Origin of the sequence: Catenulispora pinisilvae (genome assembly GCF_015356865.1) — a bacterium.
Classification (GTDB): Bacteria; Actinomycetota; Actinomycetes; order Streptomycetales; family Catenulisporaceae; genus Catenulispora; species Catenulispora pinisilvae.
Map to the genome: position 1 here is coordinate 1 of NZ_JAAFZA010000076.1, position 20,359 is coordinate 20,359.

At 67.0% G+C, this 20,359-nt stretch carries 19 protein-coding genes, 2 pseudogenes and 2 CRISPR repeat arrays; of the genes and pseudogenes, 17 read left to right on the forward strand and 4 right to left on the reverse strand.

Annotated features, from left to right (window positions below):
- The 3 genes and pseudogenes from IZR01_RS21375 to cas2e all read left to right on the forward strand — a co-directional run.
- Nucleotides 1-653 (forward strand): annotated as a pseudogene (locus tag IZR01_RS21375) (ISKra4 family transposase); the annotation flags it as partial.
- 60 nt (nucleotides 654-713) lie between these two features.
- Nucleotides 714-1,241, forward strand: a complete 528-nt coding sequence (locus tag IZR01_RS21380) for a CRISPR-associated endonuclease Cas1 (RefSeq protein ID WP_194924871.1) — start codon at nucleotides 714-716, stop codon at nucleotides 1,239-1,241.
- Nucleotides 1,238-1,528 carry a type I-E CRISPR-associated endoribonuclease Cas2e gene (gene cas2e / locus IZR01_RS21385; RefSeq protein WP_194924872.1) on the forward strand — a complete coding sequence of 97 codons (291 nt, stop codon included), beginning with the start codon at nucleotides 1,238-1,240 and terminating at the stop codon, nucleotides 1,526-1,528. The genes IZR01_RS21380 and cas2e overlap by 4 nt, the downstream gene beginning before the upstream one ends.
- A gap of 787 nt (nucleotides 1,529-2,315) precedes the next feature.
- Nucleotides 2,316-3,076: direct repeats of the CRISPR family, unit length 28 nt; unit sequence GAGCTACCCCCGCTCGCGCGGGGCCGAC.
- Nucleotides 3,077-3,174: 98 nt separating this feature from the next.
- Nucleotides 3,175-5,079: direct repeats of the CRISPR family, unit length 28 nt; unit sequence GAGCTACCCCCGCTCGCGCGGGGCCGAC.
- Between the two features lie 89 nt (nucleotides 5,080-5,168).
- Here cas2e and IZR01_RS54320 read toward each other — a convergent pair.
- A pseudogene (locus tag IZR01_RS54320) lies at nucleotides 5,169-5,780 on the reverse strand (thiopeptide-type bacteriocin biosynthesis protein); the annotation flags it as partial.
- Between the two features lie 675 nt (nucleotides 5,781-6,455).
- Here IZR01_RS54320 and IZR01_RS21400 point away from each other — a divergent pair.
- Together IZR01_RS21400 and IZR01_RS21405 are read left to right on the forward strand one after the other, a co-directional pair.
- A complete protein-coding gene (locus tag IZR01_RS21400) occupies nucleotides 6,456-6,788 on the forward strand; it encodes a hypothetical protein (RefSeq protein ID WP_194924874.1) in 333 nt (110 codons plus the stop codon).
- A gap of 11 nt (nucleotides 6,789-6,799) precedes the next feature.
- The gene (locus IZR01_RS21405) at nucleotides 6,800-7,015 is read left to right on the forward strand and encodes a hypothetical protein (RefSeq protein WP_194924875.1); all 216 of its coding nucleotides are present in this window, start codon (nucleotides 6,800-6,802) and stop codon (nucleotides 7,013-7,015) included.
- A 255-nt stretch (nucleotides 7,016-7,270) separates the two neighbouring features.
- Here IZR01_RS21405 and IZR01_RS21410 read toward each other — a convergent pair whose 3' ends face one another.
- The 3 genes from IZR01_RS21410 to IZR01_RS21420 all read right to left on the reverse strand — a co-directional run bounded on the left by IZR01_RS21410 (nucleotide 7,271) and on the right by IZR01_RS21420 (nucleotide 9,604).
- Entirely contained in the window at nucleotides 7,271-7,483 is a 213-nt protein-coding gene (locus tag IZR01_RS21410; protein ID WP_194924876.1) for a Mom family adenine methylcarbamoylation protein, read from the reverse strand.
- A 200-nt stretch (nucleotides 7,484-7,683) separates the two neighbouring features.
- The gene (locus IZR01_RS21415) at nucleotides 7,684-8,214 is read right to left on the reverse strand and encodes an NUDIX domain-containing protein (RefSeq protein WP_194924877.1); all 531 of its coding nucleotides are present in this window, start codon (nucleotides 8,212-8,214) and stop codon (nucleotides 7,684-7,686) included.
- Between the two features lie 49 nt (nucleotides 8,215-8,263).
- Nucleotides 8,264-9,604 (reverse strand): NsdA family TPR-like regulatory protein, encoded by a 1,341-nt coding sequence (locus tag IZR01_RS21420; protein WP_194924878.1) that lies wholly within the window; start codon nucleotides 9,602-9,604, stop codon nucleotides 8,264-8,266.
- A gap of 422 nt (nucleotides 9,605-10,026) precedes the next feature.
- Between IZR01_RS21420 and IZR01_RS21425 the strand changes: the two genes are divergently transcribed.
- The 12 genes from IZR01_RS21425 (at nucleotide 10,027) to IZR01_RS21480 (ending at nucleotide 20,219) form a co-directional block, all read left to right on the forward strand.
- Nucleotides 10,027-10,419 carry an anti-sigma factor antagonist gene (locus tag IZR01_RS21425; protein WP_194924879.1) on the forward strand — a complete coding sequence of 131 codons (393 nt, stop codon included), beginning with the start codon at nucleotides 10,027-10,029 and terminating at the stop codon, nucleotides 10,417-10,419.
- Between the two features lie 262 nt (nucleotides 10,420-10,681).
- Complete coding sequence (locus IZR01_RS21430; protein WP_194924880.1) at nucleotides 10,682-10,888, forward strand: hypothetical protein; 207 nt, start codon at nucleotides 10,682-10,684, stop codon at nucleotides 10,886-10,888.
- Between the two features lie 12 nt (nucleotides 10,889-10,900).
- Nucleotides 10,901-11,080: a hypothetical protein gene (locus tag IZR01_RS21435; RefSeq protein WP_194924881.1), complete on the forward strand. Its 180-nt coding sequence runs from the start codon at nucleotides 10,901-10,903 to the stop codon at nucleotides 11,078-11,080.
- Nucleotides 11,077-11,265 carry an FxLD family lanthipeptide gene (locus IZR01_RS21440; protein ID WP_194924882.1) on the forward strand — a complete coding sequence of 63 codons (189 nt, stop codon included), beginning with the start codon at nucleotides 11,077-11,079 and terminating at the stop codon, nucleotides 11,263-11,265. The genes IZR01_RS21435 and IZR01_RS21440 overlap by 4 nt, the downstream gene beginning before the upstream one ends.
- Before the next feature lie 66 nt (nucleotides 11,266-11,331).
- Nucleotides 11,332-13,524, forward strand: a complete 2,193-nt coding sequence (locus IZR01_RS21445; protein ID WP_194924883.1) for a lantibiotic dehydratase family protein — start codon at nucleotides 11,332-11,334, stop codon at nucleotides 13,522-13,524.
- Nucleotides 13,521-14,624 (forward strand): lanthionine synthetase C family protein, encoded by a 1,104-nt coding sequence (locus IZR01_RS21450; protein ID WP_194924884.1) that lies wholly within the window; start codon nucleotides 13,521-13,523, stop codon nucleotides 14,622-14,624. The genes IZR01_RS21445 and IZR01_RS21450 overlap by 4 nt, the downstream gene beginning before the upstream one ends.
- Before the next feature lie 22 nt (nucleotides 14,625-14,646).
- Nucleotides 14,647-14,826: a hypothetical protein gene (locus IZR01_RS21455; RefSeq protein WP_194924885.1), complete on the forward strand. Its 180-nt coding sequence runs from the start codon at nucleotides 14,647-14,649 to the stop codon at nucleotides 14,824-14,826.
- Nucleotides 14,823-15,209: a hypothetical protein gene (locus tag IZR01_RS21460; protein WP_194924886.1), complete on the forward strand. Its 387-nt coding sequence runs from the start codon at nucleotides 14,823-14,825 to the stop codon at nucleotides 15,207-15,209. The genes IZR01_RS21455 and IZR01_RS21460 overlap by 4 nt, the downstream gene beginning before the upstream one ends.
- Nucleotides 15,210-15,212: 3 nt before the next feature.
- The gene (locus IZR01_RS21465; protein WP_228559951.1) at nucleotides 15,213-15,536 is read left to right on the forward strand and encodes an ATP-binding protein; all 324 of its coding nucleotides are present in this window, start codon (nucleotides 15,213-15,215) and stop codon (nucleotides 15,534-15,536) included.
- A gap of 164 nt (nucleotides 15,537-15,700) precedes the next feature.
- Entirely contained in the window at nucleotides 15,701-16,240 is a 540-nt protein-coding gene (locus IZR01_RS21470) for a helix-turn-helix transcriptional regulator (RefSeq protein WP_194924887.1), read from the forward strand.
- Nucleotides 16,241-17,032: 792 nt separating this feature from the next.
- On the forward strand, nucleotides 17,033-19,114 hold the full coding sequence (gene fxlM, locus IZR01_RS21475; RefSeq protein WP_194924888.1) for a methyltransferase, FxLD system: 2,082 nt from the start codon (nucleotides 17,033-17,035) through the stop codon (nucleotides 19,112-19,114).
- A 1-nt stretch (nucleotide 19,115) separates the two neighbouring features.
- A complete protein-coding gene (locus IZR01_RS21480) occupies nucleotides 19,116-20,219 on the forward strand; it encodes a hypothetical protein (RefSeq protein ID WP_194924889.1) in 1,104 nt (367 codons plus the stop codon).
- The last annotated feature ends 140 nt before the right edge of the window (nucleotides 20,220-20,359 follow it).

The window sequence follows — 20,359 nt, forward strand, 5'->3', positions numbered from 1 at the left end:
GCGTCCGCGACGCCCCGGCCGCGGTGATCGCCGCCGGGTTCGACGAGGCCGCCCGCCGCGACCCCGAACACCGCCGCCCCTGGATCGTCCTGATCGACGGCCACTACCAGCAGTTGCGTCTGGTCCGTGCCGAGGCCGCCCGCCGCCAGGTGAAAGTCACCATCATCTGCGACTTCATCCATGTCCTGGAATACCTGTGGAGGGCCGGATGGTGCTTCTTCACCGAAGGCGACACGGCCATCGAAGACTGGATCGCCACCCAAGCCCGCCGGGTGCTGGAAGGCAAAGCCGGGATCGCCGCCGCCGCGATCCGCCGCAAAGCCACCGCACGCCACCTGGAGCCGGCACAACGCCGCGGCGCCGATATCACCGCCAACTACCTGCTGAAACTACGACCCCAGCTACGCTACGACACCGCGTTGGCCGCCGGCTGGCCGATCGCCACCGGCGTCATCGAAGGCGCAGTCCGCCACCTGGTCAAAGACCGCATGGACATCACCGGAGCCCGCTGGGGACTGACCGGAGCCGAAGCCATCCTCAAACTCCGCACCCTCACCACCAACGGCGACTTCGCAGACTACTGGCATTACCACCTACAGCAAGAACAACACCGCACCCACCACAACCGCTACCGCCTCGCCCTCGCCGCCTAAACATCACTCCACAAGAGCCGCACCCGAAGGCTTTACAAGGAGCATTCCGAGCGAACAGGAGTGCCCTGGACCCGTCGCGAGTACCAACCGGGAGACGCGTTCGCCAAAGGCGACGACGTCAATCGGGTCCTATCGGCAGCCAACGCCGCGCTCTATGGGATCTGTCACGCCGTGACCGCTGGGATTGGAGTAAGCCCGGCCCTGGGCTTCGTCCACACCGGATCGGCTGTCTCTTTCGTGCTCGACATTGCTGATCTCTACAAGGCCGAATACACAATCCCTCTAGCCTTCGACCTTGCTGCCGCCGGTCAAACTACAGAACGAGATGCGCGCCTCGGGTTCCGCCAGCGAGTCGCCGACGGAAAATTGCTCGGGCGGATTGTAAGGGACGTGAAGCTCTTGCTTACCCCAGCCGGGGAGAACATGATCGAAGTCGAAGAGAACACCCTGTGGGGCGATGCCGACAACACCGTGGCTGGTGGTACCAACTGGGCTGGGTGGGATGAATCCGTCCTCGATGAAGGACACTATCTTTCGGTGGTCGGGCCCCTCTTCGAGCCAGACAGTGGGGACGGTACTCGATCGTGACTGTCATCATCCTGGTCGGCGCACCTGAGGGCTTGCGAGGGCACCTGACCCGTTGGATGGTGGAAGCTTCGGCAGGTGTGTTTGTCGGGTCGCCAAACCGCCGGCTGCGTGACTTCCTGTGGGGAACCCTGGAAGATCGAATCGCGGACGGCCAAGCGCTGATGATCGAGCCAGCCAGAAATGAACAAGGCTGGGCAATGCGAAGCGCCGGCCGGGACCGGTGGTATCCGGTCGACTTCGACGGACTGATTCTTTCGGCCCGGGAGCGACGGAAGGGGCGCGAGTAGCGGCGGAAAGGCTAACCACACTGCGCTCGCTAGACCGCTACCAGTGGTTTTCCGAAGACCCGTAGATCCATTGACGCACAGGTGGCGGCGTCTCGACGTCGTATCCCGCGCACATCGGACCTACTGGCTTCGTACCGCATGTGTGACCGGACTACTCCTCTCATACCGGTTTGACTTGGACTGTCGGTATACCGTGATGGAGGCGGGGGAACTCCCGCTCATAAACGCGGTCGTCGCCGCGAACGGAACTCCGCTGTGGTCGACCCGGAGCTACCCCGCTCGCGAGGGCCGACCTGACGCCGAGCTACCGCTGCTCGTGCGAGGCCGACACTATATGACCCGCTCCAAAGTCGGGCGGGCTGGAGCTGACCCCGTTCGCACGGGTCCGACATACAGCGGAAGTGAGGGAGTCAGGGCGCTGAAGAGCTATCCTCGCCTGCGCGGGGCCGACCGCTTCAACTACGCCTTGGCCGACGTTCTAAGAGAACTACCCCGCTCGTGCGGGGCCGACAAGCACCTGGACTTCCGCCGCTTCTATGAACGAGAGCTACCCCCGCTCGCGCGAGGCCGACCCGTACCATGTTCGCGCTGAGAACCATAGGGAGGAGCTACCCCCGCTCGTGCGGGGCCGACGCCACTGGCGTCTCGCTGAACACCTCCTGGGGAGAGCTACCCCCGCTCGCGCGGGGCCGACGCCACCGAGGACCGCGACGGTGACCGCGTCGCGGAGCTACCCCGCTCGCGCGGGGCCGACACCGACCGACCACGACCCGCGCGCCCCACTGAAGAGCTACCCCCGCTCGCGCGGGGCCGACGACGCCCGCAACGCAGATCAGCGGATACGGGACGAGCTACCCCCGCTCGCGCGGGGCCGACCATCAGAGCGCCGCCTTGTTCACCAGCGGCGGGGAGCTACCCCCGCTCGCACGGGGCCGACGCGATCAGCAATGCCGCAGCGCCGATCACCAGAGAGCTACCCCCGCTCGCGCGGGGCCGACCGCGATCCCGACCGCCAGCGGCTCGGACAGATGGAGCTACCCCCGCTTGCGCCGGGCCGACTGCTTCTTCCACGGGTCCAGACCGCTTGTGTCGGAGCTACCCCCGCTCGCGCGGGGCCGACGACCGCCGGCCCGGACTCTGGGTCCTTGCCCGCGAGCTACCCCCGCTCGCGCCGGGCCGACTCGGCCTCGGACACCATGATCACGAAAGCGTGGGAGCTACCCCCGCTCGCGCGGGGCCGACAAGCGGCAGCGCGCGCTGGGAAACCTGATCGAGGAGCTACCCCCGCTCGCGCGGGGCCGACCTCTTTGCCACGCTCGCTATGCCGCTGTACAGCGAGCTACCCCCGCTCGCGCGGGGCCGACCGGCCGGGTGGGATGAGTACACCGGCGGGCGGGGAGCTACCCCCGCTCGCGCGGGGCCGACGGCATGATGATCGAGACCCTGAAGTCTCGGAAGGAGCTACCCCCGCTCGCGCGGGGCCGACCCGTCCCTGCGACTAGCGTCCGGCCGAAAGAGTGAGCTACCCCCGCTCGCGCGGGGCCGACCCGCGAATCGCCTCGGCCAGCTTGTTCGCCCGGGAGCGACCCCCCGCTCGCGCGGGGCCGACTGACTGTGTTCCGGCCACACCGTATAAACCGCCGGTGGAGCTACCCCCGCTCGCGCGGGGCCGACCGCTTCCAAGCGCTTAGACCACCGGCTCATGGTGAGCTACCCCCGCTCGCGCGGGGCCGACCGCCAAGAGCCCAGACGGATCAACCCTCATGAGGAGCTACCCCCGCTCGCGCGGGGCCGACAGTCCAGCTGCTCGCGGTCGGCTCGAACTGCCGGAGCTACCCCCGCTCGCGCGGGGCCGACTTCTCCAGGCAGGCGGCGGCGAGACCGTGGAAGGAGCTACCCCCGCTCGCGCGGGGCCGACCGGTTCCGGATCCTCGACGCCCGCGGCGCCTCCGAGCTACCCCCGCTCGCGCGGGGCCGACCGCCTCGTTCCAGGCGTCCAGGCCTTGGTCAAGGAGCTACCCCCGCTCGCGCGGGGCCGACAACTCGACTGCGTCGGTCCACTCCTCGGGATGGGAGCTACCCCCGCTCGCGCGGGGCCGACATGACGAAGGCTGCCTCGGACAAGGCGGCCAGGGAGCTACCCCCGCTCGCGCGGGGCCGACCGGTGGCGCGGATCGGCCGGGACCGGCGGGAGGGAGCTACCCCTGCTCGCGCGGGGCCGACCGAGCGTGACGACGCCGAAATCGGGCGCCCGAAGAGCTACCCCCGCTCGCGCGGGGCCGACTTCCACTTAAACCCGATCTCGGTGAACACGACGGAGCTACCCCCGCTCGCGCGGGGCCGACTCCTCGTCCGACGCCGGGGAGGCGACGGTTGAAGAGCTACCCCCGCTCGCGCGGGGCCGACGTCGACGGTATCCCCATAGCGCGGCTGTACTCGGAGCTACCCCCGCTCGCGCGGGGCCGACTTGAACTCGGTCTGCGATGAGTACGTGTGCGCGGAGCTACCCCCGCTCGCGCGGGGCCGACAGCACTCCGGCGGCGTTGACGAAGCTCTCGCCGGAGCTACCCCCGCTCGCGCGGGGCCGACGGAGCCAAGGGGAACGCCATGAGCACCGACATCGAGCTACCCCCGCTCGCGCGGGGCCGACCGCAGGGCGTCCTTGGCGAGGAGGATCTGCGCGGAGCTACCCCCGCTCGCGCGGGGCCGACCAGCCGTAGAACTGCATACAAACTGTGTGATAGGAGCTACCCCCGCTCGCGCGGGGCCGACACCACGGCAAAGCGGTCGAACATCAGCAGGGTAGAGCTACCCCCGCTCGCGCGGGGCCGACGAGCTCTGATTCACACCCCGCGTTCGGGCTCCGGAGCTACCCCCGCTCGCGCGGGGCCGACCCCGGCGACGACAGCAGCTACGGCTGCTTCCAGGAGCTACCCCCGCTCGCGCGGGGCCGACTCGGGGGAGGCAGTCATGGACGAACCGACCTGGGAGCTACCCCCGCTCGCGCGGGGCCGACGGCACCAGCACCTCGGACAGCATCCTGCGGCGGGAGCTACCCCCGCTCGCGCGGGGCCGACGCTTGGTCGCGGCGACGTCGAGCGCGCAGAACAGAGCTACCCCCGCTCGCGCGGGCCTGGGGCGGCTACGGCCGGAACGCGAGCTACCCCCGCTCGCGCGGGGCCGACTACGTCTCTGACTACACCGAGGCAGACCCGGCGGAGCTACCCCCGCTCGCGCGGGGCCGACGGCTGGATCCTCGGCGACCTTTTACAAGCACTGGAGCTACCCCCGCTCGCGCGGGGCCGACAACGGCGGCCACCTGCTCGAAGCGCAGACCAAGGAGCTACCCCCGCTCGCGCGGGGCCGACCGGCGGCCAGCGCCGCGGTGTCGACGTGCGCGGGAGCTACCCCCGCTCGCGCGGGGCCGACCATGTAGTCCTCACGAATACCCCGCGACGGAGAGAGCTACCCCCGCTCGCGCGGGGCCGACGCGTACGTGATCGGGCTCGTGACCTGGCTGGTGGAGCTACCCCCGCTCGCGCGGGGCCGACCCTTCCTGAGCAGCGACTCTACTGTGAGAAGAGTCGTTTTGGAGTCGGTCTCTCCTCAGCCACAGGTCGCCTTGCTCGTACCATTCCGGTCCTGCGGCTTGGGCCATGGTAGTGATCAGTAGGATGCTGAGTTCGCGCGGCTCGAAGTGTTTGAAGTTGGGCTTGATTGTCAGCGTTGCGATGCTGTCGGCGGCGAACAACTCGTGGACGGTGTTCATGGTGTCTGGGCCGCCGAAGGCAGCGGTCTCGGGTTCGTAGATTCCGGTTCGCCAGTTGGTCAGGTGGTGGTGCTGGGTTGCTTCATTCAGCACGCCGACCAGTTCTTGGGGCAGGCTGGTGCCAGGTGGAGTGAGAAGTCGAAGTCGCCAGCAGGGGTGATTGCGCAAGAACCACCAGGACCGGATTCGCTCCATGGCCTGAAGCCGCAGCAGCGTGGGCAGGACGTGTTCGATGAACACCTCCTCGGCCCGGGTCCAATCGGTGAACTGGATATAGAGGTGTTGCCAGGCGTCGTTGGCGGCCTGTTCCAGCGCAGCGCGCCCGGCTCGACGGTATATCGTGACGGCCTCGGTTAGTTTGATCGCGTCGAACTCAGCAGCTCGCCCGACCTTGGTCGTGGGTTCGTTGCCCAGGACAGTCCAAACGGCGGCTTCCACGCGAGCTATGTCGGCGCTTAGCTGATCAGCAGACACTTGTCCCACCCGCCTTTCGGGGCTTGGTTTGTTGCGGCGGTCTGTAGTGCCAGGGCGGTCCCGGCTCGTCCTTCCAGCAGTCCTTGCGTTCGGCCCCGGGGTGCGTGGATGTGCTGGTGCATCAGGGTTTTGAACAGCAGGTCTGGACCGTTGGGTGTGGGCAGGTTTCGGATATGGCCGGTCCTGGCCGCCCAGGACTCGGTGACTTCAGCTGGAGGCTGGTCGGTCAGATTGAACGCCTGGTCACGCAGTAGACGCGGCACTGGGCCGGGGCTGTGGGGAACGCTGGACACGATCAGGGCGTCTCCGGCAGTTCCGGTGCCAGCGATCGCAGTGGCGATGTGCAGTACGGACACTGCTGCCAGCGCCTCGGCGGTGGCCTGGCCGTCGGTATGCGCGGGGCTCTGAGCGGTAAAGGCCGGGCGGCCAGGATGATCATGCGGGCGGTGGATCTTGGATTGGGTGCGACCTCGCAGACTGATGTAGAGCTCAGCGCCGCCGAAGTCCTGGTGTGAGCCTCATTACACACTTCATAAGGGTACTGATTTAATCCGGCCCCTGAGCGGTACTGATCGCCGATGGATACTCACGGTTACGAGTTGACTGCGGAGGTGATCTCGAACAGGCTGGCGAGGTCTCCGCGGCCCAGGCGGAGCCGCTACGAAACAAGGGGGATGTTCCACCATGCGAAAATTCCTGGTCGCACTCATGCTGACCTTTGGGGTCACGTTTGGCCTGGGGATCGGCACGGCCAACGCGGCATCGGTCTCCAGCCATCAGACGCCCCATGCCATCGTTGCGACCGCTAATGCGGTCACGCCGTACAACTCGTCGGAGCCGCCGCCGTGCGGGCCGGGCAATGACGGGGCAATCTGGTATGACCCTTATACCGACTCTGAGTACCAGTGTGCGAACCTGAACGGCTCCTGGGGCTGGTACATCGTGGGCCGCACAAGCAACGGCGTGACTGACAACTCGGCGCCCGTCCGCGAGGCGGAGCTGCACACCCTGGCCTGAAGGAAGCGGCTGTGAACCCCGACGACGTACACCCGAACCGGGTCTACATCGACAAGCAACAGTTCACCGGACCGCTACGAGCAGCGATCATCAAGCGGCTCGGAGCCGGCGACAAGTTCGGATTCAACTACACCGAGGACATGACTCGGGTGTGGATCGAACTCGATGAGCGCCACGATGCGGGTGTGGTCGTTGCGGCCGCGCTAGCCGAAGTATTCGAACAGTAGGTATCTGGGCCAAGGAGTTGGTGATCCAGGGAGGACAACTCCTTGGCCTATGCCGTCGCTGGCGGCAGCTGCTGCTCTACCCCACCAGTTTGCACCACAATCCCGCGCACATCGCGGACCGCCAAGTGCTCGAAGGAGCTGGCCAGGAACCAGGTCTCGGCGTTGGCCGGGGCCAGGCCGCCGCTCCCGTCGGGGTTGCTGCCGCTCGCCGAGGATCACGAACCGGGACAGCTCTAGCGTCTGGACGTAGGGTTCTCAATCCGGCAGCGGGTTGGCCAGGACCTTCTTGTTCATTGGGATGCCGAACAGCGCCACACCGATCAGCGTCGAGGCGCTGCCTGCGGTGTGGAACAGGCCCAGTCGGAAGCGGTCAACGGCCCAGGACGTGGCGTAGTGGTGGGTCATGGCGAAGCTGCGGGCGGCAGCCACGTCGATCGGCTTCACCACGTAGTGCTGGTCAGGCCGCATATCCAGATCATTCTGACGGCAATTGACTGCCGGTGGGATCGTGAGTTCTCGTGTGGCTGCGCTTCGCCTACGTCCTGGCCGTCCGCATCGTAGCCGCGCTGGAGTTCGTCTGTTCGTTGCCCCGGATATGTCCTGCGCTGGTACCGCGGACCTGCTGCGGTGCCGCTGGGCGAAGAAGTCTCGCCCGAAGAACGAGCTCCCTACACGCCTCGGATGCGACACAAGGTGAGCAGCGCTGCAACGGTGTTCGCCAGTGTGATATCGCCGGCAGCGATGAGGTCTGGGATTTTCGCGAGCGACACCCACTCGATCGCATCGCTCTCGAAAGCATCGACCGGATCGCCGATGTGTTCTGCGCTGTCCGCCGAAAAGACGACATGGAGGTTGTCGGACAGCCCCGGGTTCGGCACCAAGCTGAGCAGAGGAGTGAGCGGTCCGGGTCTCCAGCCTGTCTCTTCCTCAGCCTCTCGTGCTGCGGCCTCGGCCAGCGACTCGCCTTCTTCCACGCCCCCGGAGGGCAGCTCCCAGCCGTACTGGTCGGTGATGAAGCGGTGCCGCCATAGCATCAGGACTCGGTCCTGGTCGTCGATCATGGCGCACAAAGCGACGGGAGGCTGCCGCAGTACGTAGTGGTCGAGGTGTGTGCCGTCGGGAAGCTCGACGTCGGCGAGGTTGAGCTTGAACCACTTGCAGTGGTGGACAGGCTTCTCGCCGAGGTTCTTCCAGCGCATGGACCAGGCTCTCGTGTTCGAAGGCGACGGGATCCCAGTATGGCAGTGCTCACTCCAGGGGGATGGCGAGTACGTCGTCGATCCTGGCCACGATATCGCCGAGGCCCGCGGCATTCCCGTAGGCCGACATGTTCTTGCGGAGCTGCCGGAAGCGTTCGAAAAGCCGACGTGATTCCATGCCGTTGGCCTGGTCCAGCATCGCGGAGGCGGAGTCGACTGCCTGATCGATCCGACCCGACTGAATGGCGATCTTCGTAACGGTCGCGAGGCGGTTCACCCGGCCACGGGGGTGGGTGCTGGCGGCCACCGCCTCATCGGCGAAGCGGCGTGCCGCCGTGAGATCGCCGAGGCTGGACAGCGCCTCGGCGAACTGAGTTTCCACCAGGCCCGGCTGGACGTAGCTGGTTTCGGGCGGTTCGTCTACGCGCCGAATTCGTTCGGCCGCGGCCTCGGTCTGGCGCATCGAGGCGTGGGCCTGGCGCAGGTCGTTTACGCGCGCGAAGGCTTTGGCCTGCATGGCGTAGATGTCGGTGGATAGAGCAGGACTCATGTGTGACCCCGCGGTGCGCAGGCCGGCCTCGGCGAAGCTGATCGCCTGCCGGTAGTCCCGGCGATGAAGTGCCTGGTTGACCAGAAGGGCGACAACGTACCCGCCGAATCCCCGGTCGCCGGACGCCTTTGCCAGACGCAGTGCCTGGTGGAAGTAGCGTTGGGCCAGGCCCTGATAGTCGCTGTCGTAGGTGCAGATCCCGGCGACGGCGACCAGCCCACCGACCGCGCGGTGGAGGTGCTGGCCGGTGGTGTGGTTGTACGAGCCTCGCAGGAGTGGCGTGACCTCCATCGTCAGGTAGCTGACGATACGTGGACGCACCGTGAGCCCGCCAACCCTGCGGTACATCTCCTCATAGTGACCGCGGGCAGTCCGCAGTTGAGTCACGTGGTCGAGGCCGACAACAGCTTGGCCATCGCGGGAGACGTCGATGTCGTCGAGAGGGCTTTCCCACTCCCAGACCGGTGCGATGGCATCCAGGCCCGTCGCGGGTGCGACCTCGCGGACGTCGTCGCGTTCGTTGTGGTCGGAACGCCACAGCGACGGAGCGCGTTCGACGAACACGGCCAAGGGGACGGTGGTTCCGCTGCCGCTGTGGGCAGGCGCCATGCCAATGTCGCCGAGGCCGATGGATCGGCCGAGCGCGGCCGAAAGCGTTTCACAGATCAGCTGCGGGGCCCGGCCACGAGGGCGTTCGCCGCGGGCCACCCACCGACCGACCGAACGGTGGTCATAGCTGGTGCTCCCGCCAGACAGGGCGTTCACGCGGGCGGCCAGGCTGGCGCGCTTGATCCCCGCCTCCTCGATCAAGGCGTCCAGCAGCGAGTTCGGGCCGTTCACCGCTACTCCCGTCTCGTCTGCCAACGCTGTGTATCCCCATCCTCAGCACAAGGTAACGGCACTCGTCTCACACCGGGTGTGAATCGACTCACCACCTCAGAGTTCGATCACACGCTGTCGGTCTAGGTCCGCATCGCTGAAGGTGGACCCGAAGACGAGAGCAGGTCATTCCACGGTCTGGCCTCGGTCTTCTCGGCTTATCCGATGCCATCCGTTTTCTGAGGGCAGGTGCGCTCGATGGAGCTTTCTGAGATGTGCCAGCGGTGTCCCGGCACCGATCTGCCTACTGGATCTGCCACCTTCCGGGGGCGGCCTATGTACACCGTGCCGGTTGGTCTTTCCGATGCCGGCACCCGTTCAAGAGGGAAGCACAGGTTGCCCGTGATCTGCTGTCCAAGGATTCGTAGTGGAGGAACCACGCGATGAGCGGATCAACTCTCGCCGCTGCGTTCACCCTCGACGTACGAGCCGGTCGCTGCGGCATAACAGTCATCGAGGCATCCGGCGAGCTTGACTTCTACACCGGGCCGATGCTGCGGAGATCTGTCGCAGAGTCCGTAGCAGCGGGCAATGCTTTGGTGGTGCTCGATCTTGACGGCTTGGATTTTCTCGACTCGACGGGACTGAGCGTGCTCGTCAAAGGGCTCAAGGTATGCCGGGCAGCCGGCGGCGCCATCGCCATCGCGCGTCTGCCCCGAAGGCCCGAGCACACGTTGCAAGCGGCGGGCGTATTGAAGCTCTTCGACCTCTACGACACGGTCGACGCTGCTGAAAACGCCATGGCGTCGCCAAGCGGAGCTGGGCCGTCGAGATGAAGACCGCCGTCGGGCCGGCCTGGGGCGCCCGGCCCGATGGTGCAACAACTCCTTCCGGGTTTGAGCGCCGGGAGGGGACGGCCTGCCGCGCGGGGTCGCACCAACCCCCAGGTATTCCCCCAGCGGTGTCCCGCGCGGCAGGTAATCAAGAGTGGAGGAAACGAGTGAAGATCTACGTTTGTGCTGTCGCCCCAGCTGAGCGGTGGACCGCGCGGTCTCGGCGTGTCCGACTGCTTGGATGCGAAGTCCCGGCGGGGTCGTGATGGACCACAACGAGTACGAACGCCCCGACTCCCGTCGACGCGCCGAGGACTGGATCGTCGTTGACGTGTACGGCTGTGAAGCCGGCCGGCACTGTGTCCAGGCCACGCCTGAACAGCGCATCGCGTTCGAGAAGATGATCGCCTACCGCGCCGCCATGCTGCCGGTGACCGCTGCGGAGCGGGAAGGACTGCCGCTTCATCGCTGAGGGTCGCTGGCTATGACGCTGCACGTCGACCACGCGGCTGCCGAGACCCTCGCTGGCTTCCCCATCAAGCTGCGGGTCGCACGCGAGGAAGCCGGGCTTTCCCAAGCTGAGATCGGACCTCTATCTCTCGTGCGGCGATTCCCGCAGCACGGGCGCACCACCGACAACCAGAAAAGGAGCACACCGCAATGACTGCATCTACCGAAACCATCGAGCGGCCCGCTGTCGCCGCCTCCGCCGCCGACTCGGAGAGCCCGTTCGCCAGCCTGGACATCACGTTCCTGGAGAACGGACCGTCGGCGGCCCTGCTGGTCGCCTCGACCGACGACAACTGCGGCAGCTCGTGCCCCAACGCCTGCACGACCTCGTCCAGCTGACAACCCTCTGCGGGCCGTACCAGCACGGTGCGGCCCGCGCCGCCGCCGCTATGGAAGGAGACACCGATGCCCTCACCGCGCCTGTACCGCAGCGCCAACCCTGTGATGCTGCGGGCCGCTGCGCGCGCTGTGGTGCCGCTCCCGTCGTGGCCGGTCGTGCCGGAAGCGCAGCCTGACGTCACCGTGGACCAGTGGCGCGCCTGGCTGGCCGAGGTATGGTCCGACCCGGCGACTGCTGAAGCCGTCCAGTACGCCAGCCCTGTGCTGGCCGAGCGGGTCCAGGCCGCGGTCAGCGGAGCCGCGCTCTCCGCCAAACGTGCGCGCCGGGCGGCGCTTTCACTGGCCGGGTATGCCGTGCGCGCTAGCTCTCGCGCAACTCCTTTCGGGACGTTCGCCGGCGTGAACACAGCAGCGTTCGGCCCTGTCACCGACGTGCGGGTAGGCCTGCGGCACCGTGTCGAGGGCCGGGTAGACCCGGTTTTCCTCCAAGCGGCAATCACGAAGCTGGAGTCGGATCACACCCTGATGTCTGAGGTGAGAGTCTGCGCCAACACGCTGTGCCGCGTTCGCGACGGCCGCCTTATTACCCCGGCGTCGGGTACCTCGGAGTTCTCCCTTCGGCTCACTGACTTCCTTGAACTCGTCCTGGAGGCTGCCGCTTCCCCACTCACCTGCGGTGAGTTGGCAGGCAAGCTGGCGGCACAGTTCCCAACAGCCACCGCTGAACACACCGGCAAGCTCCTGGAAGACCTTCTGCATCACCGGGTCTTGGTCTCCGAGCTGCACGCTCCAGCGACCGACTCAGATCCGCTGGGCCACCTGCTGGCCGTGCTCGCCGCAGCGGGGGCTGACTGTTCGGCGTCTACCTCGGCGCTGTTGGACAACCTGGAAGTGGTGCACCAAGCCATCGCAGGCATTACCGACGCCCAGAACGCCGACGAACGCGGCCGGCTTTGCCGAACTGCCCAACGTGCGATGACCCGCGCGATCCCGGAGACCGGAGGGCATCCGGGCGTCGATCTGAAAGTAGACGTCCATGTAGCCCTTCCCGCAGCGGTCGCCTCCGAGATCGAGGCCGCCGCGACCTTGCTGACACGCCTGGCCGTCTATCCTGCGGGAACACCGGCGTGGGCGAGGTACACGAATGCGTTCGCCGACCGCTACGGCGAGGGCGTCTTGGTTGGCGTACCAGAGCTGACCGATCCCGACACCGGCCTGGGCTTTCCGGTCGAGACGGCACCGGCTACCTCAGACCGCGATCGCGCTCTGTTGGCCCTGGCTGGCGCGGCAGCGCTGGAGGGCACGCGCAGGATCAAACTCACCGCAGACCTCGTCAACACCCTCGAAACCGCGGCGGGAGGACCAGCTGGCCGAATCGGCCCGCACCTGGAGATGTGCGTCCAGGTCCTCGCCGCCTCAGCGGAAGCGGTAGACCGCGGCCAGTTCCGCATCCGGGTTCTGACCGCCTCCCGTGCAGTCGGGGCGATGGCCGGCCGATTCCTGCCGCTGCTCGGGCACAACGACCGCCTGCGGTTCACGCTGCTGTACGGGAGCCTGCCAACAGTGCAGGACGGCTCGACTGTCGCACAGCTGTCGTTCCATCCAGCCCGCATCGCGGCCGACTCGATGACCCGCACCGTGCCGATCCTTCCGGCCGTCATCAGCATCGGCGAACACCGCCCCACCAGCGGCGTGCTGCGGCCCAAAGACCTAGCAGTCGGGCTGCGCGACGGCAGGCTGTTTCTGGCCTGCCGCGTGACGGGACAGGTCGTTGAGCCGTTGGCGGCGACTGCGCTTAACCTTCGCATGCCCATCCACACTGCACCGCTGGCCAGGTTCCTCGCCGAGATCGCGCGGTCTGGATGTGCACAAGTCACCGGATTCGACTGGGGTGCAGCGCTCGCGCTGCCATTTACTCCCGAGCTTCACGTCGGGCGTACGACCCTGATCCCGGCCCGCTGGCGGATCGAAGCAACCGAGCTTCCCGGAAGGCAGGCAAGCCTGACGCATTGGACGCGCGAGCTGCACGCTCTGCTCAACCGTCGCCGCGCACCGTTGAACCTGGTGCTCGCCGAGGCCGACCAGCACCTCCTGCTCGACCTGGAAACTGGTGTCCACTCAGCGCTGCTTCGCCAAGCGGTTCACCGTGCTAGCCGTGCCACGCTCCTCGATGCGCCGCCTCCGGACGGCAACGGGTGGATCGGTGGTCTGGCCCACGCTCTGCTGGCTCCCATGATCGCGACGGCGGGCCGATCGTGAGCGGCGGCGAGGCCCGGCAGTGGCCGGGACAGTCGCTGGCCGAAGGCGCGGCCGGAATCGCGCTGCTGCACCTGGAGCTCGGCGACTTCGACCGCGCCAGGGTCCTTATCGACCGTGCAGTGTCCGGTGGAGTCAGTACCGGCGCCAACGCCAGTCTGTTCTATGGCGCACCGGCCTTGGAGTTCGTCTTGTCAGCCGCCGCCGGCCGTGGCCTTGACGTACCGATCCTGAGAATGGTTCAAAACGCCACCGACCGCATCGTCGCCGCGCGCCTCGATGCAGCGGCAGACCGCCGGTCCCGCGGCGAGCTACCAAACCTCGCAGAGTTCGACCTCATCAGGGGCCTAACCGGGCTCGGCGCACTACTGCTGCGACGCGGACCGGACACCCCTCAACTCGCGAACGTTATTTCCTATCTGGTCGAACTGACGCTCCCGGTCCACGAAGCAGGCGAGGAACTGCCGGGCTGGTGGGCTCCCACAGGCCCGAACGGGAAGCTTTCAGACGATTTCCCGGGAGGGCACGGCAACAATGGCATGGCCCATGGGGTGGCTGGGCCGCTGGCGCTTCTCGCGCTGGCTATGCGTGCCGGGGCCGAGGTCAACGGGCACCGTGAGGCCATCGAACGCATCACTGCCTGGCTGGCTACCTGGCAGTGCCCGTACTGGGTCACTCGCGAGCAGATCCGCACTCGGGAGATCATTACCGCGCCGGCACGGCCGTCTTGGTGCTACGGAGCGCTGGGCATGGCTCGGGCCGAGCAGCTTGCGGCGTTGGCCCTCGGCGATCGTACTTCCGCTGCGGCGGCCGAGAACGCGGCCTACGCAGCCCTGACCGACCGGCGCGTTCGCGACCTGACTGGCGACGGCTCGCTGTGCCACGGATGGGCAGGACTGATTACCACCGCTGCGGCGATCGCTCAGGACTGTCCGGGACCTGCGCATCTGGCCGAGCTCATCGCCTTGCTCGCCGAAGAACCATCCGCCGCCGACGAGGCAAAGGACGGATTCCTGGAGGGCAGCGCTGGAACTGCGCTGGCCTTGCACCGCTTGAGCAACGCACCGGCCACCGCGTGGACGCGCGCACTGCTGATCGACTGACCCACCGCACAAGGGAGAACCAATGAATACAAACACCAGGAAATACGCGACCGTCACGCTCGGCGCGCACGTCCTGACTCCGGTCACGATAGTTTCCATATCCGACGAGCGGTATCAGCCCGAATCGTTCGAATCCGCAGTCGTGATGCGGGATGCCGAACGCGGTTCCAAAGAGCAGATGCCGTCAGCGGGTGTGGCATGAGGCGCCTCGAGGACGTCAGCGCGTTTCTGGCCCAGCACAGCGGCGCGCGGGCGATCGGCCAGGTGCCGGCAATGTTCGGCACCGTCGTGACCGCAGCCGAGGAGGAGTTCCAGCAGCGCCTGCTGGACGCTGGCCATTCGAGCAGCTACCAGGCGCTACTGGGGCTGGCGGTGACGGTGACCTTCGACACCGGTGGCGAGGCGCAGCGCGATCAGGGCGAGTGGCTCGGCTACCACCGGGGCCTTCAGACCTCGCTCGCCTGCCTGGTGATGCACGAGACCGGCTGCAACCCGCGCGAGGCCGGGCTGCTCGTGGTGCAGCACACCGAGAAGTTGATCCGATGCCGGTGGACCACCGAACGGCCCGCTGAAGATGGTGGGTGAGACATGGACATCTGGTCGAAGGAGTTCGCCGGCCGGCCCGAATGCCTGGTGGAGGCGCGGCGATTCACCGTTGCCGTGCTCGGTGAAGGCGACGGGGCGCATACCGTCGTGCTGGTCGCGGACGAGTTGGCCGGCAATGCGATCAAGCACACCGCCAGTGGCGAACCCGGAGGGGAGTTCGTCCTGCGGCTGGCGCGGTTCGGTGACCGTTGCCGGGTCCGGGTCGACGACCAGGGCGGGCCCACGTCGCCCGTCCTGTGCAGTGCCGGTGTTGAAGACGAGGCCGGTCGTGGTCTGACGCTTGTCAATAGCCTGTCTTTCGGGTGAGGTGTCGACGGTGATGAGAGGGCCCGCTCGGTGTGGGCCGACATCGCCTTCGACGAGACCTCCGCGATACCCGAGCCCGAGTCCGGCGGCGCGGTCGCCGGTCCCCCATCTCCAGCGAGTGCGCAACGAAAGGCTGGCGAAACGATGGACGACGGGAAGCGTTGATGGGGCTGCGTGCTGATTACGTGGCCGAACGGACTTTGACGCGGATGATCAATGGTCTGCGATCCGCGCGCCTGCAGGCGGGGATCTCCCAGAACACGCTGTCATCCGGCTTGCCGGTGCGGGGCAGGGCGATTTCGGAGTGGGAGACCCGGGCGATAGAACCGACCCTGGGGCACCTGATCCTGTGGTCGCGCATGCTCGGCCGGCGCCTGGTGGTCATCGGCCGGGAGGGGGATCTGCGGATTGGTCCGGCGCGGCCGTGGCCCGGGGAGTCGTGGGAGATCTTCGAGCGCCGGCGGCTGGCCGTCCCGCTGCGGAATCGCAGGCTGGCCTTGGGGATGGGGCAGGGGGAACTGGGCCGGCTGGTCGGGGTCAGCCGGGACTCGATCCAGCGCTGGGAGCTGGTCCGGGTGCCGCCACGGCCGATCGCGCACGTCGTGTGGGCCCAACGACTCGGCTACACGCTGGACCTATGGCCCGAAGTGGCCATCGCCGAGCAGGCCAGGCGACTCCGGCGACCCGGGCCGGTGCTGGTTTAGCGGCCCGTCCTGCAAAAAGCAGGAATATTGCAATGCGTCTGGCTCGGCGTTTTATGCGCGTTGAAGCTTAGTGGAATCGGACATCAATAAAAGGGTGACTGGTGATGCTACGACCTGACGGAGTAGCGTGGCGGCGGTTCGCGGAGATCAAGGGTGAACTAAAGGCGGTTCGCCGGGGCGCTCGAATTTCTCGAGCGGCGCTGGTGCCCCGTCTGCCGGTTAGCGAGTCTGCGATGGCTGGTTGGGAGAACGGAATCGCGGATCCCACTTTGCTGCATTTGACGCAGTGGTCTGATGCGCTCGGCTTCTGTCTCGTGATTGTCGGCCCCGACGGCGTGGTTTTGCTGCCTGAGCCTCCGGGCCCGATGACAAATGAAGCTATGGATTCATTCAGGATGCGGCGATTGGCCGGACCGCTGAAAAGCCGTCGCGGGGGCTTGAGTCTAAGTCAAAAAGATCTTGGCTGGCATGTTGGCGTCAGCGGGGCTGCAATCTCGAATTGGGAGCTAGTCCGTGAGCCTCCGACATCGATCGCACAGATCGTTTGGGCACAGAAGTTGGAGTGCAACGTCTCTCTAATACCCAATCAGTTGACGCTATGCGAGACCGATGTCGTCCCCGACTCGCATCTGATTCTTCCGCCACGGTGAGGTGCACTTGGCGTCTGTGGGCTCTCGGGAGCAGCTGTGACGGACTTCGTCGAAGCAGCTCTGGCCCTGCATCGCTTGAACAACGCCGTGGCCAACGTTTGGGCGCGCGCTGATCTACGGACCTACCACACAGGGAGAACCCATGGAACCAACAACCTGGAAACACGCGACGGTAACGCTTGGCGCGTACGGCCTGACCACAGCTACCGCCGAAGCGATGTCCGCAGCGCTGGAGTCAGCACTAGAGGACGGCCACCTCACCAACTTCCACTTCCTGCGCAAGGACGGCGGTATGCGGCTGCGCATGGCTGGCCCCAAGGCGGCTGACCGGCTGCCGTCAGTGCTGGACGCGCTGGCGGATCGGGGCCTGATCGCAGGGTGGACGCCGGGGGTCTACGAGCCCGAGGTGGAGGCGTTCGGAGGCCCGGCGGGCATGAACGCCGCTCACCACCTGTTTTGCGCAGACAGCCGGGCTGTCCTGATGAGCCTTGCAGCAGGGCAGGCCGAGGGGCCCGGAGCGCGAGAGGCTGCCGTGCTCCTGCTGTCCACCTTGCTGCGCGGTGCGCGCTTGGACTGGTTCGAGATTGGCGACGTATGGGCGCGGATCGCTGCTGAGCGACAGCTGGTCGATGCCGTGCCGGAAGGCGCGCGGTTGGCGCGGGAATGCGCCGCGATGCAGGCCCTGATGCAAGTCGATGCCACACAGGTAGAGGCCGGGCCCGGTTGGGAAGCGCGGGTCCAGGCGTTCGCCGAGGCCGGGGCTCGCGTGCGTGCTCTTGCCGACGACGGAACGCTGAGCCGAGGCCAAACGCAGGAGGTCGGGCTGCGTGCGGTCCTGGCTCACCATGCGATCTTCGCCCTCAACCGGGCTGGCCTGACCGGTATGCAGCAGGCGGAGCTGGCGCTCCTGGCCAAGACCGTTGTGTTCTCGCCACCGTCCGACGTGTCAGGCCCCGAAGCCGACGCTTCGGCCATTAGCCTCGTCCAGATGGAGTCCACCGTCATCCCCGCCGCTGCCCGCGGAGCCTCTGAACTGCGCGCCGTTCTGGTCCAGCATCTTACGGACTCGGACGTCCTGTCCGATCCTCGCATTATCGAGGCGTTCCTGGCCGTCGAGCGTGACAAGTTCCTGCCCGGCGTCGACCTCGCCACCGCCTACGCTGACGACGCTGTCACCGTCAAGACTGCCGACACCGGCATCGTCATCTCCGCCATCTCCCAGCCCACCATCGTGGCGACCATGCTCCAGCAGCTCGACGTGCAGCCCGGGGAGAAAATCCTGGAAGCGGGCGCGGCCACCGGCTACAACGCCGCACTGATCGGAAATCTGGTCGGGCCTGGCGGGCAAGTGTGGACGATCGATGTAGACCAGGACCTTATCGATGGCGCGAATGCACACCTAGCCGCCGCAGGGGTCGGCAATGTGACCGCGGTGCTAGGCGACGGAGGTGCGGGCCTTCCCGAACACGGCCCCTACGACAGGATCATCTTCACCGTCGGCGCGGGCGACGTGCCGGCTGCGGTCCTGGATCAGCTCGCCCCTGGGGGACGCCTCGTCATCCCCGTGCGGATCCGCGGGGGTGTGTCCCGAGCGATCGCATTGCAGCGCGACGGCGACCACTGGGTGTCGGTGTCCTCGGAGATGGCCACGTTCATGCCGCTGCGCCAGGGCATCGCCGACGACGAGCGGGTCATCACGGCCCTGAGCGAAGACGGGGGCGTGACCCTGCACACCTACGCTGAGCAGAACGTGGACACCGACGGGATCGCCAATGCGCTGTGCTTTCCGGGGCACGAGGTGTTCACAGGCGTGAAGTTCCGCAAGGGCACGACCTGGGAGTGGCTGAACCTGTGGCTGACGTGCGCCCTTCCTAGCGGCATCTCCCGCATGCCGTCGTCCGGCCCTCTGGTCGAGTCCGGGAAGATCCGCCCGCAGTTCCCGTGGGGCTCGATGGCCGCCGTCGAGGCCGACACCATCGCCTACCTGACCATGCACGAAGGTCAGGACGAGGCCGGGCGCTTTTGGGAGGCCGCAGTCATCGGCCACGGCCCGAACGGCGCCGTGCTGGCCGAGGCCACGGGCGAGCAGATCCGGGCTTGGAGCGACGGACACCGCGACACCGTTCCTACGTTCCACGTAGTCACCGGCCCCGCCCGCGACGCGCTTCGCGGCCGCTTCACCGTCGACAAGCCTTGCGGCCGGATCGCCCTGGACTGGGCCTGACATGCCGGTCGATGCGATAGCGCGGCGATTCCCGTTGGTGAGCCGGGTCAAGCCCCCGGGTCGGCCGCTGACCGCCCGCGTCGCGGCTCTTGGACGGACCCAGCTGGAATCGGCACGGGATGACCACTACCAGCAGGTCGCGCTCGCCTCAGAGGTTTTCAACATCGCCGCACTCATTGCCTCCGACTGCGGCATGTCCCAAGAGGCCCGCGACCTGTGCTGGCGTCAGCACGCGGTGTTCAACGCGGCCAGGCCGCTGAGTCCGCAGCTGGCCAAGCTGGCGCTTCAACCGGTGTTGAACATCCCCCGGCAGATGATCCGCGACGGCGACGGGGCCGGCGCGTACGGCGTTTTGCTAGAGCTGCTTCGCGCCGCGCAGGAGCGCCGACAAGCCGATGTCGTCGGGTACCGGATCGACATGGCTGACGTCACCCGCGACCAGGCGGACCACCGCGCGGTCTGTACGCAGCTGTGGGCCGCGCTCGGAGCGGACGGAAGCCGGGCCCTGGCACAGGCCGGGCGGTGGAGCGAGGCTGCGGCTGCGCTTTCCGCGCACAAGTTGGTCGGCAACAGGCTGCTGGACGGCCGCCAGATCGCCGTCATATCGCTGCTGGAACGAGGTCTTGCCGAGCAGGCCGCCGCGATGGTCGACGCCAGCGCTACCACCGAGTCCTGGGAGAAGACGGCCGCGGCAGTTTTGCGGGCCTACTGTGCCACGTGGACTTCCGAAGGCGATCGGCATCTCGAGGTCGCCGTGGGCGAGGCGCTGACGCTCGTAGAGATTGACGAGCCCACGACCGTGGTGTTCCGCGTACGCGTCGGCCTCACCGCGCTCGACATCGCCCAGGGCCGATCCCCGCTGGCACCGCGGCTCCAGGCCGCCGTCATCGCCGCCGCCTGCACCGACGCGTACGCAGCACGGGAGGTCCTCGCCCACGAGTCGAGCCGCAAGGCAATGACCGCCCAAGACAGCAGTGTATTGACTTCAATTGCAGATGCCGCCGGGTTCGGACGCGGTTTGATGCCTGACCAGATGAGGCAGGTGATGGCGCGCGTCGCTTCGGCCGAAACCGATCTACGTGCCCTTCTGGCTAAGCGCGAGTGACTATCGCGCTTGTGATCGAAGATGCGGTATTTCGTTACCTTTCACGCCGGTCGGCGAATTTTCTGCCGACCGACGCCGTGATCTGCGTGTCAATCCGCTGAATCAGCCCGCGCGTGGACTGAAATGGCACCTGGGCGGCG

Bases quoted from the DNA above. Each gene is read 5' to 3' on its own strand.
- IZR01_RS21430 (WP_194924880.1), top strand. From the start codon at position 10,682: ATGGACCACAACGAGTACGAACGCCCCGACTCCCGTCGACGCGCCGAG.
- IZR01_RS21455 (WP_194924885.1), top strand. From the start codon at position 14,647: ATGAATACAAACACCAGGAAATACGCGACCGTCACGCTCGGCGCGCAC.
- IZR01_RS21440 (WP_194924882.1), top strand. From the start codon at position 11,077: ATGACTGCATCTACCGAAACCATCGAGCGGCCCGCTGTCGCCGCCTCC.
- IZR01_RS21480 (WP_194924889.1), top strand. From the start codon at position 19,116: ATGCCGGTCGATGCGATAGCGCGGCGATTCCCGTTGGTGAGCCGGGTC.
- IZR01_RS21465 (WP_228559951.1), top strand. From the start codon at position 15,213: ATGGACATCTGGTCGAAGGAGTTCGCCGGCCGGCCCGAATGCCTGGTG.
- IZR01_RS21445 (WP_194924883.1), top strand. From the start codon at position 11,332: ATGCCCTCACCGCGCCTGTACCGCAGCGCCAACCCTGTGATGCTGCGG.
- IZR01_RS21435 (WP_194924881.1), top strand. From the start codon at position 10,901: ATGACGCTGCACGTCGACCACGCGGCTGCCGAGACCCTCGCTGGCTTC.
- IZR01_RS21470 (WP_194924887.1), top strand. From the start codon at position 15,701: ATGGGGCTGCGTGCTGATTACGTGGCCGAACGGACTTTGACGCGGATG.
- IZR01_RS21415 (WP_194924877.1), bottom strand. From the start codon at position 8,214: ATGCGCTGGAAGAACCTCGGCGAGAAGCCTGTCCACCACTGCAAGTGG.
- IZR01_RS21425 (WP_194924879.1), top strand. From the start codon at position 10,027: ATGAGCGGATCAACTCTCGCCGCTGCGTTCACCCTCGACGTACGAGCC.
- IZR01_RS21400 (WP_194924874.1), top strand. From the start codon at position 6,456: ATGCGAAAATTCCTGGTCGCACTCATGCTGACCTTTGGGGTCACGTTT.
- IZR01_RS21460 (WP_194924886.1), top strand. From the start codon at position 14,823: ATGAGGCGCCTCGAGGACGTCAGCGCGTTTCTGGCCCAGCACAGCGGC.
- IZR01_RS21410 (WP_194924876.1), bottom strand. From the start codon at position 7,483: ATGCGGCCTGACCAGCACTACGTGGTGAAGCCGATCGACGTGGCTGCC.
- fxlM (WP_194924888.1), top strand. From the start codon at position 17,033: ATGGAACCAACAACCTGGAAACACGCGACGGTAACGCTTGGCGCGTAC.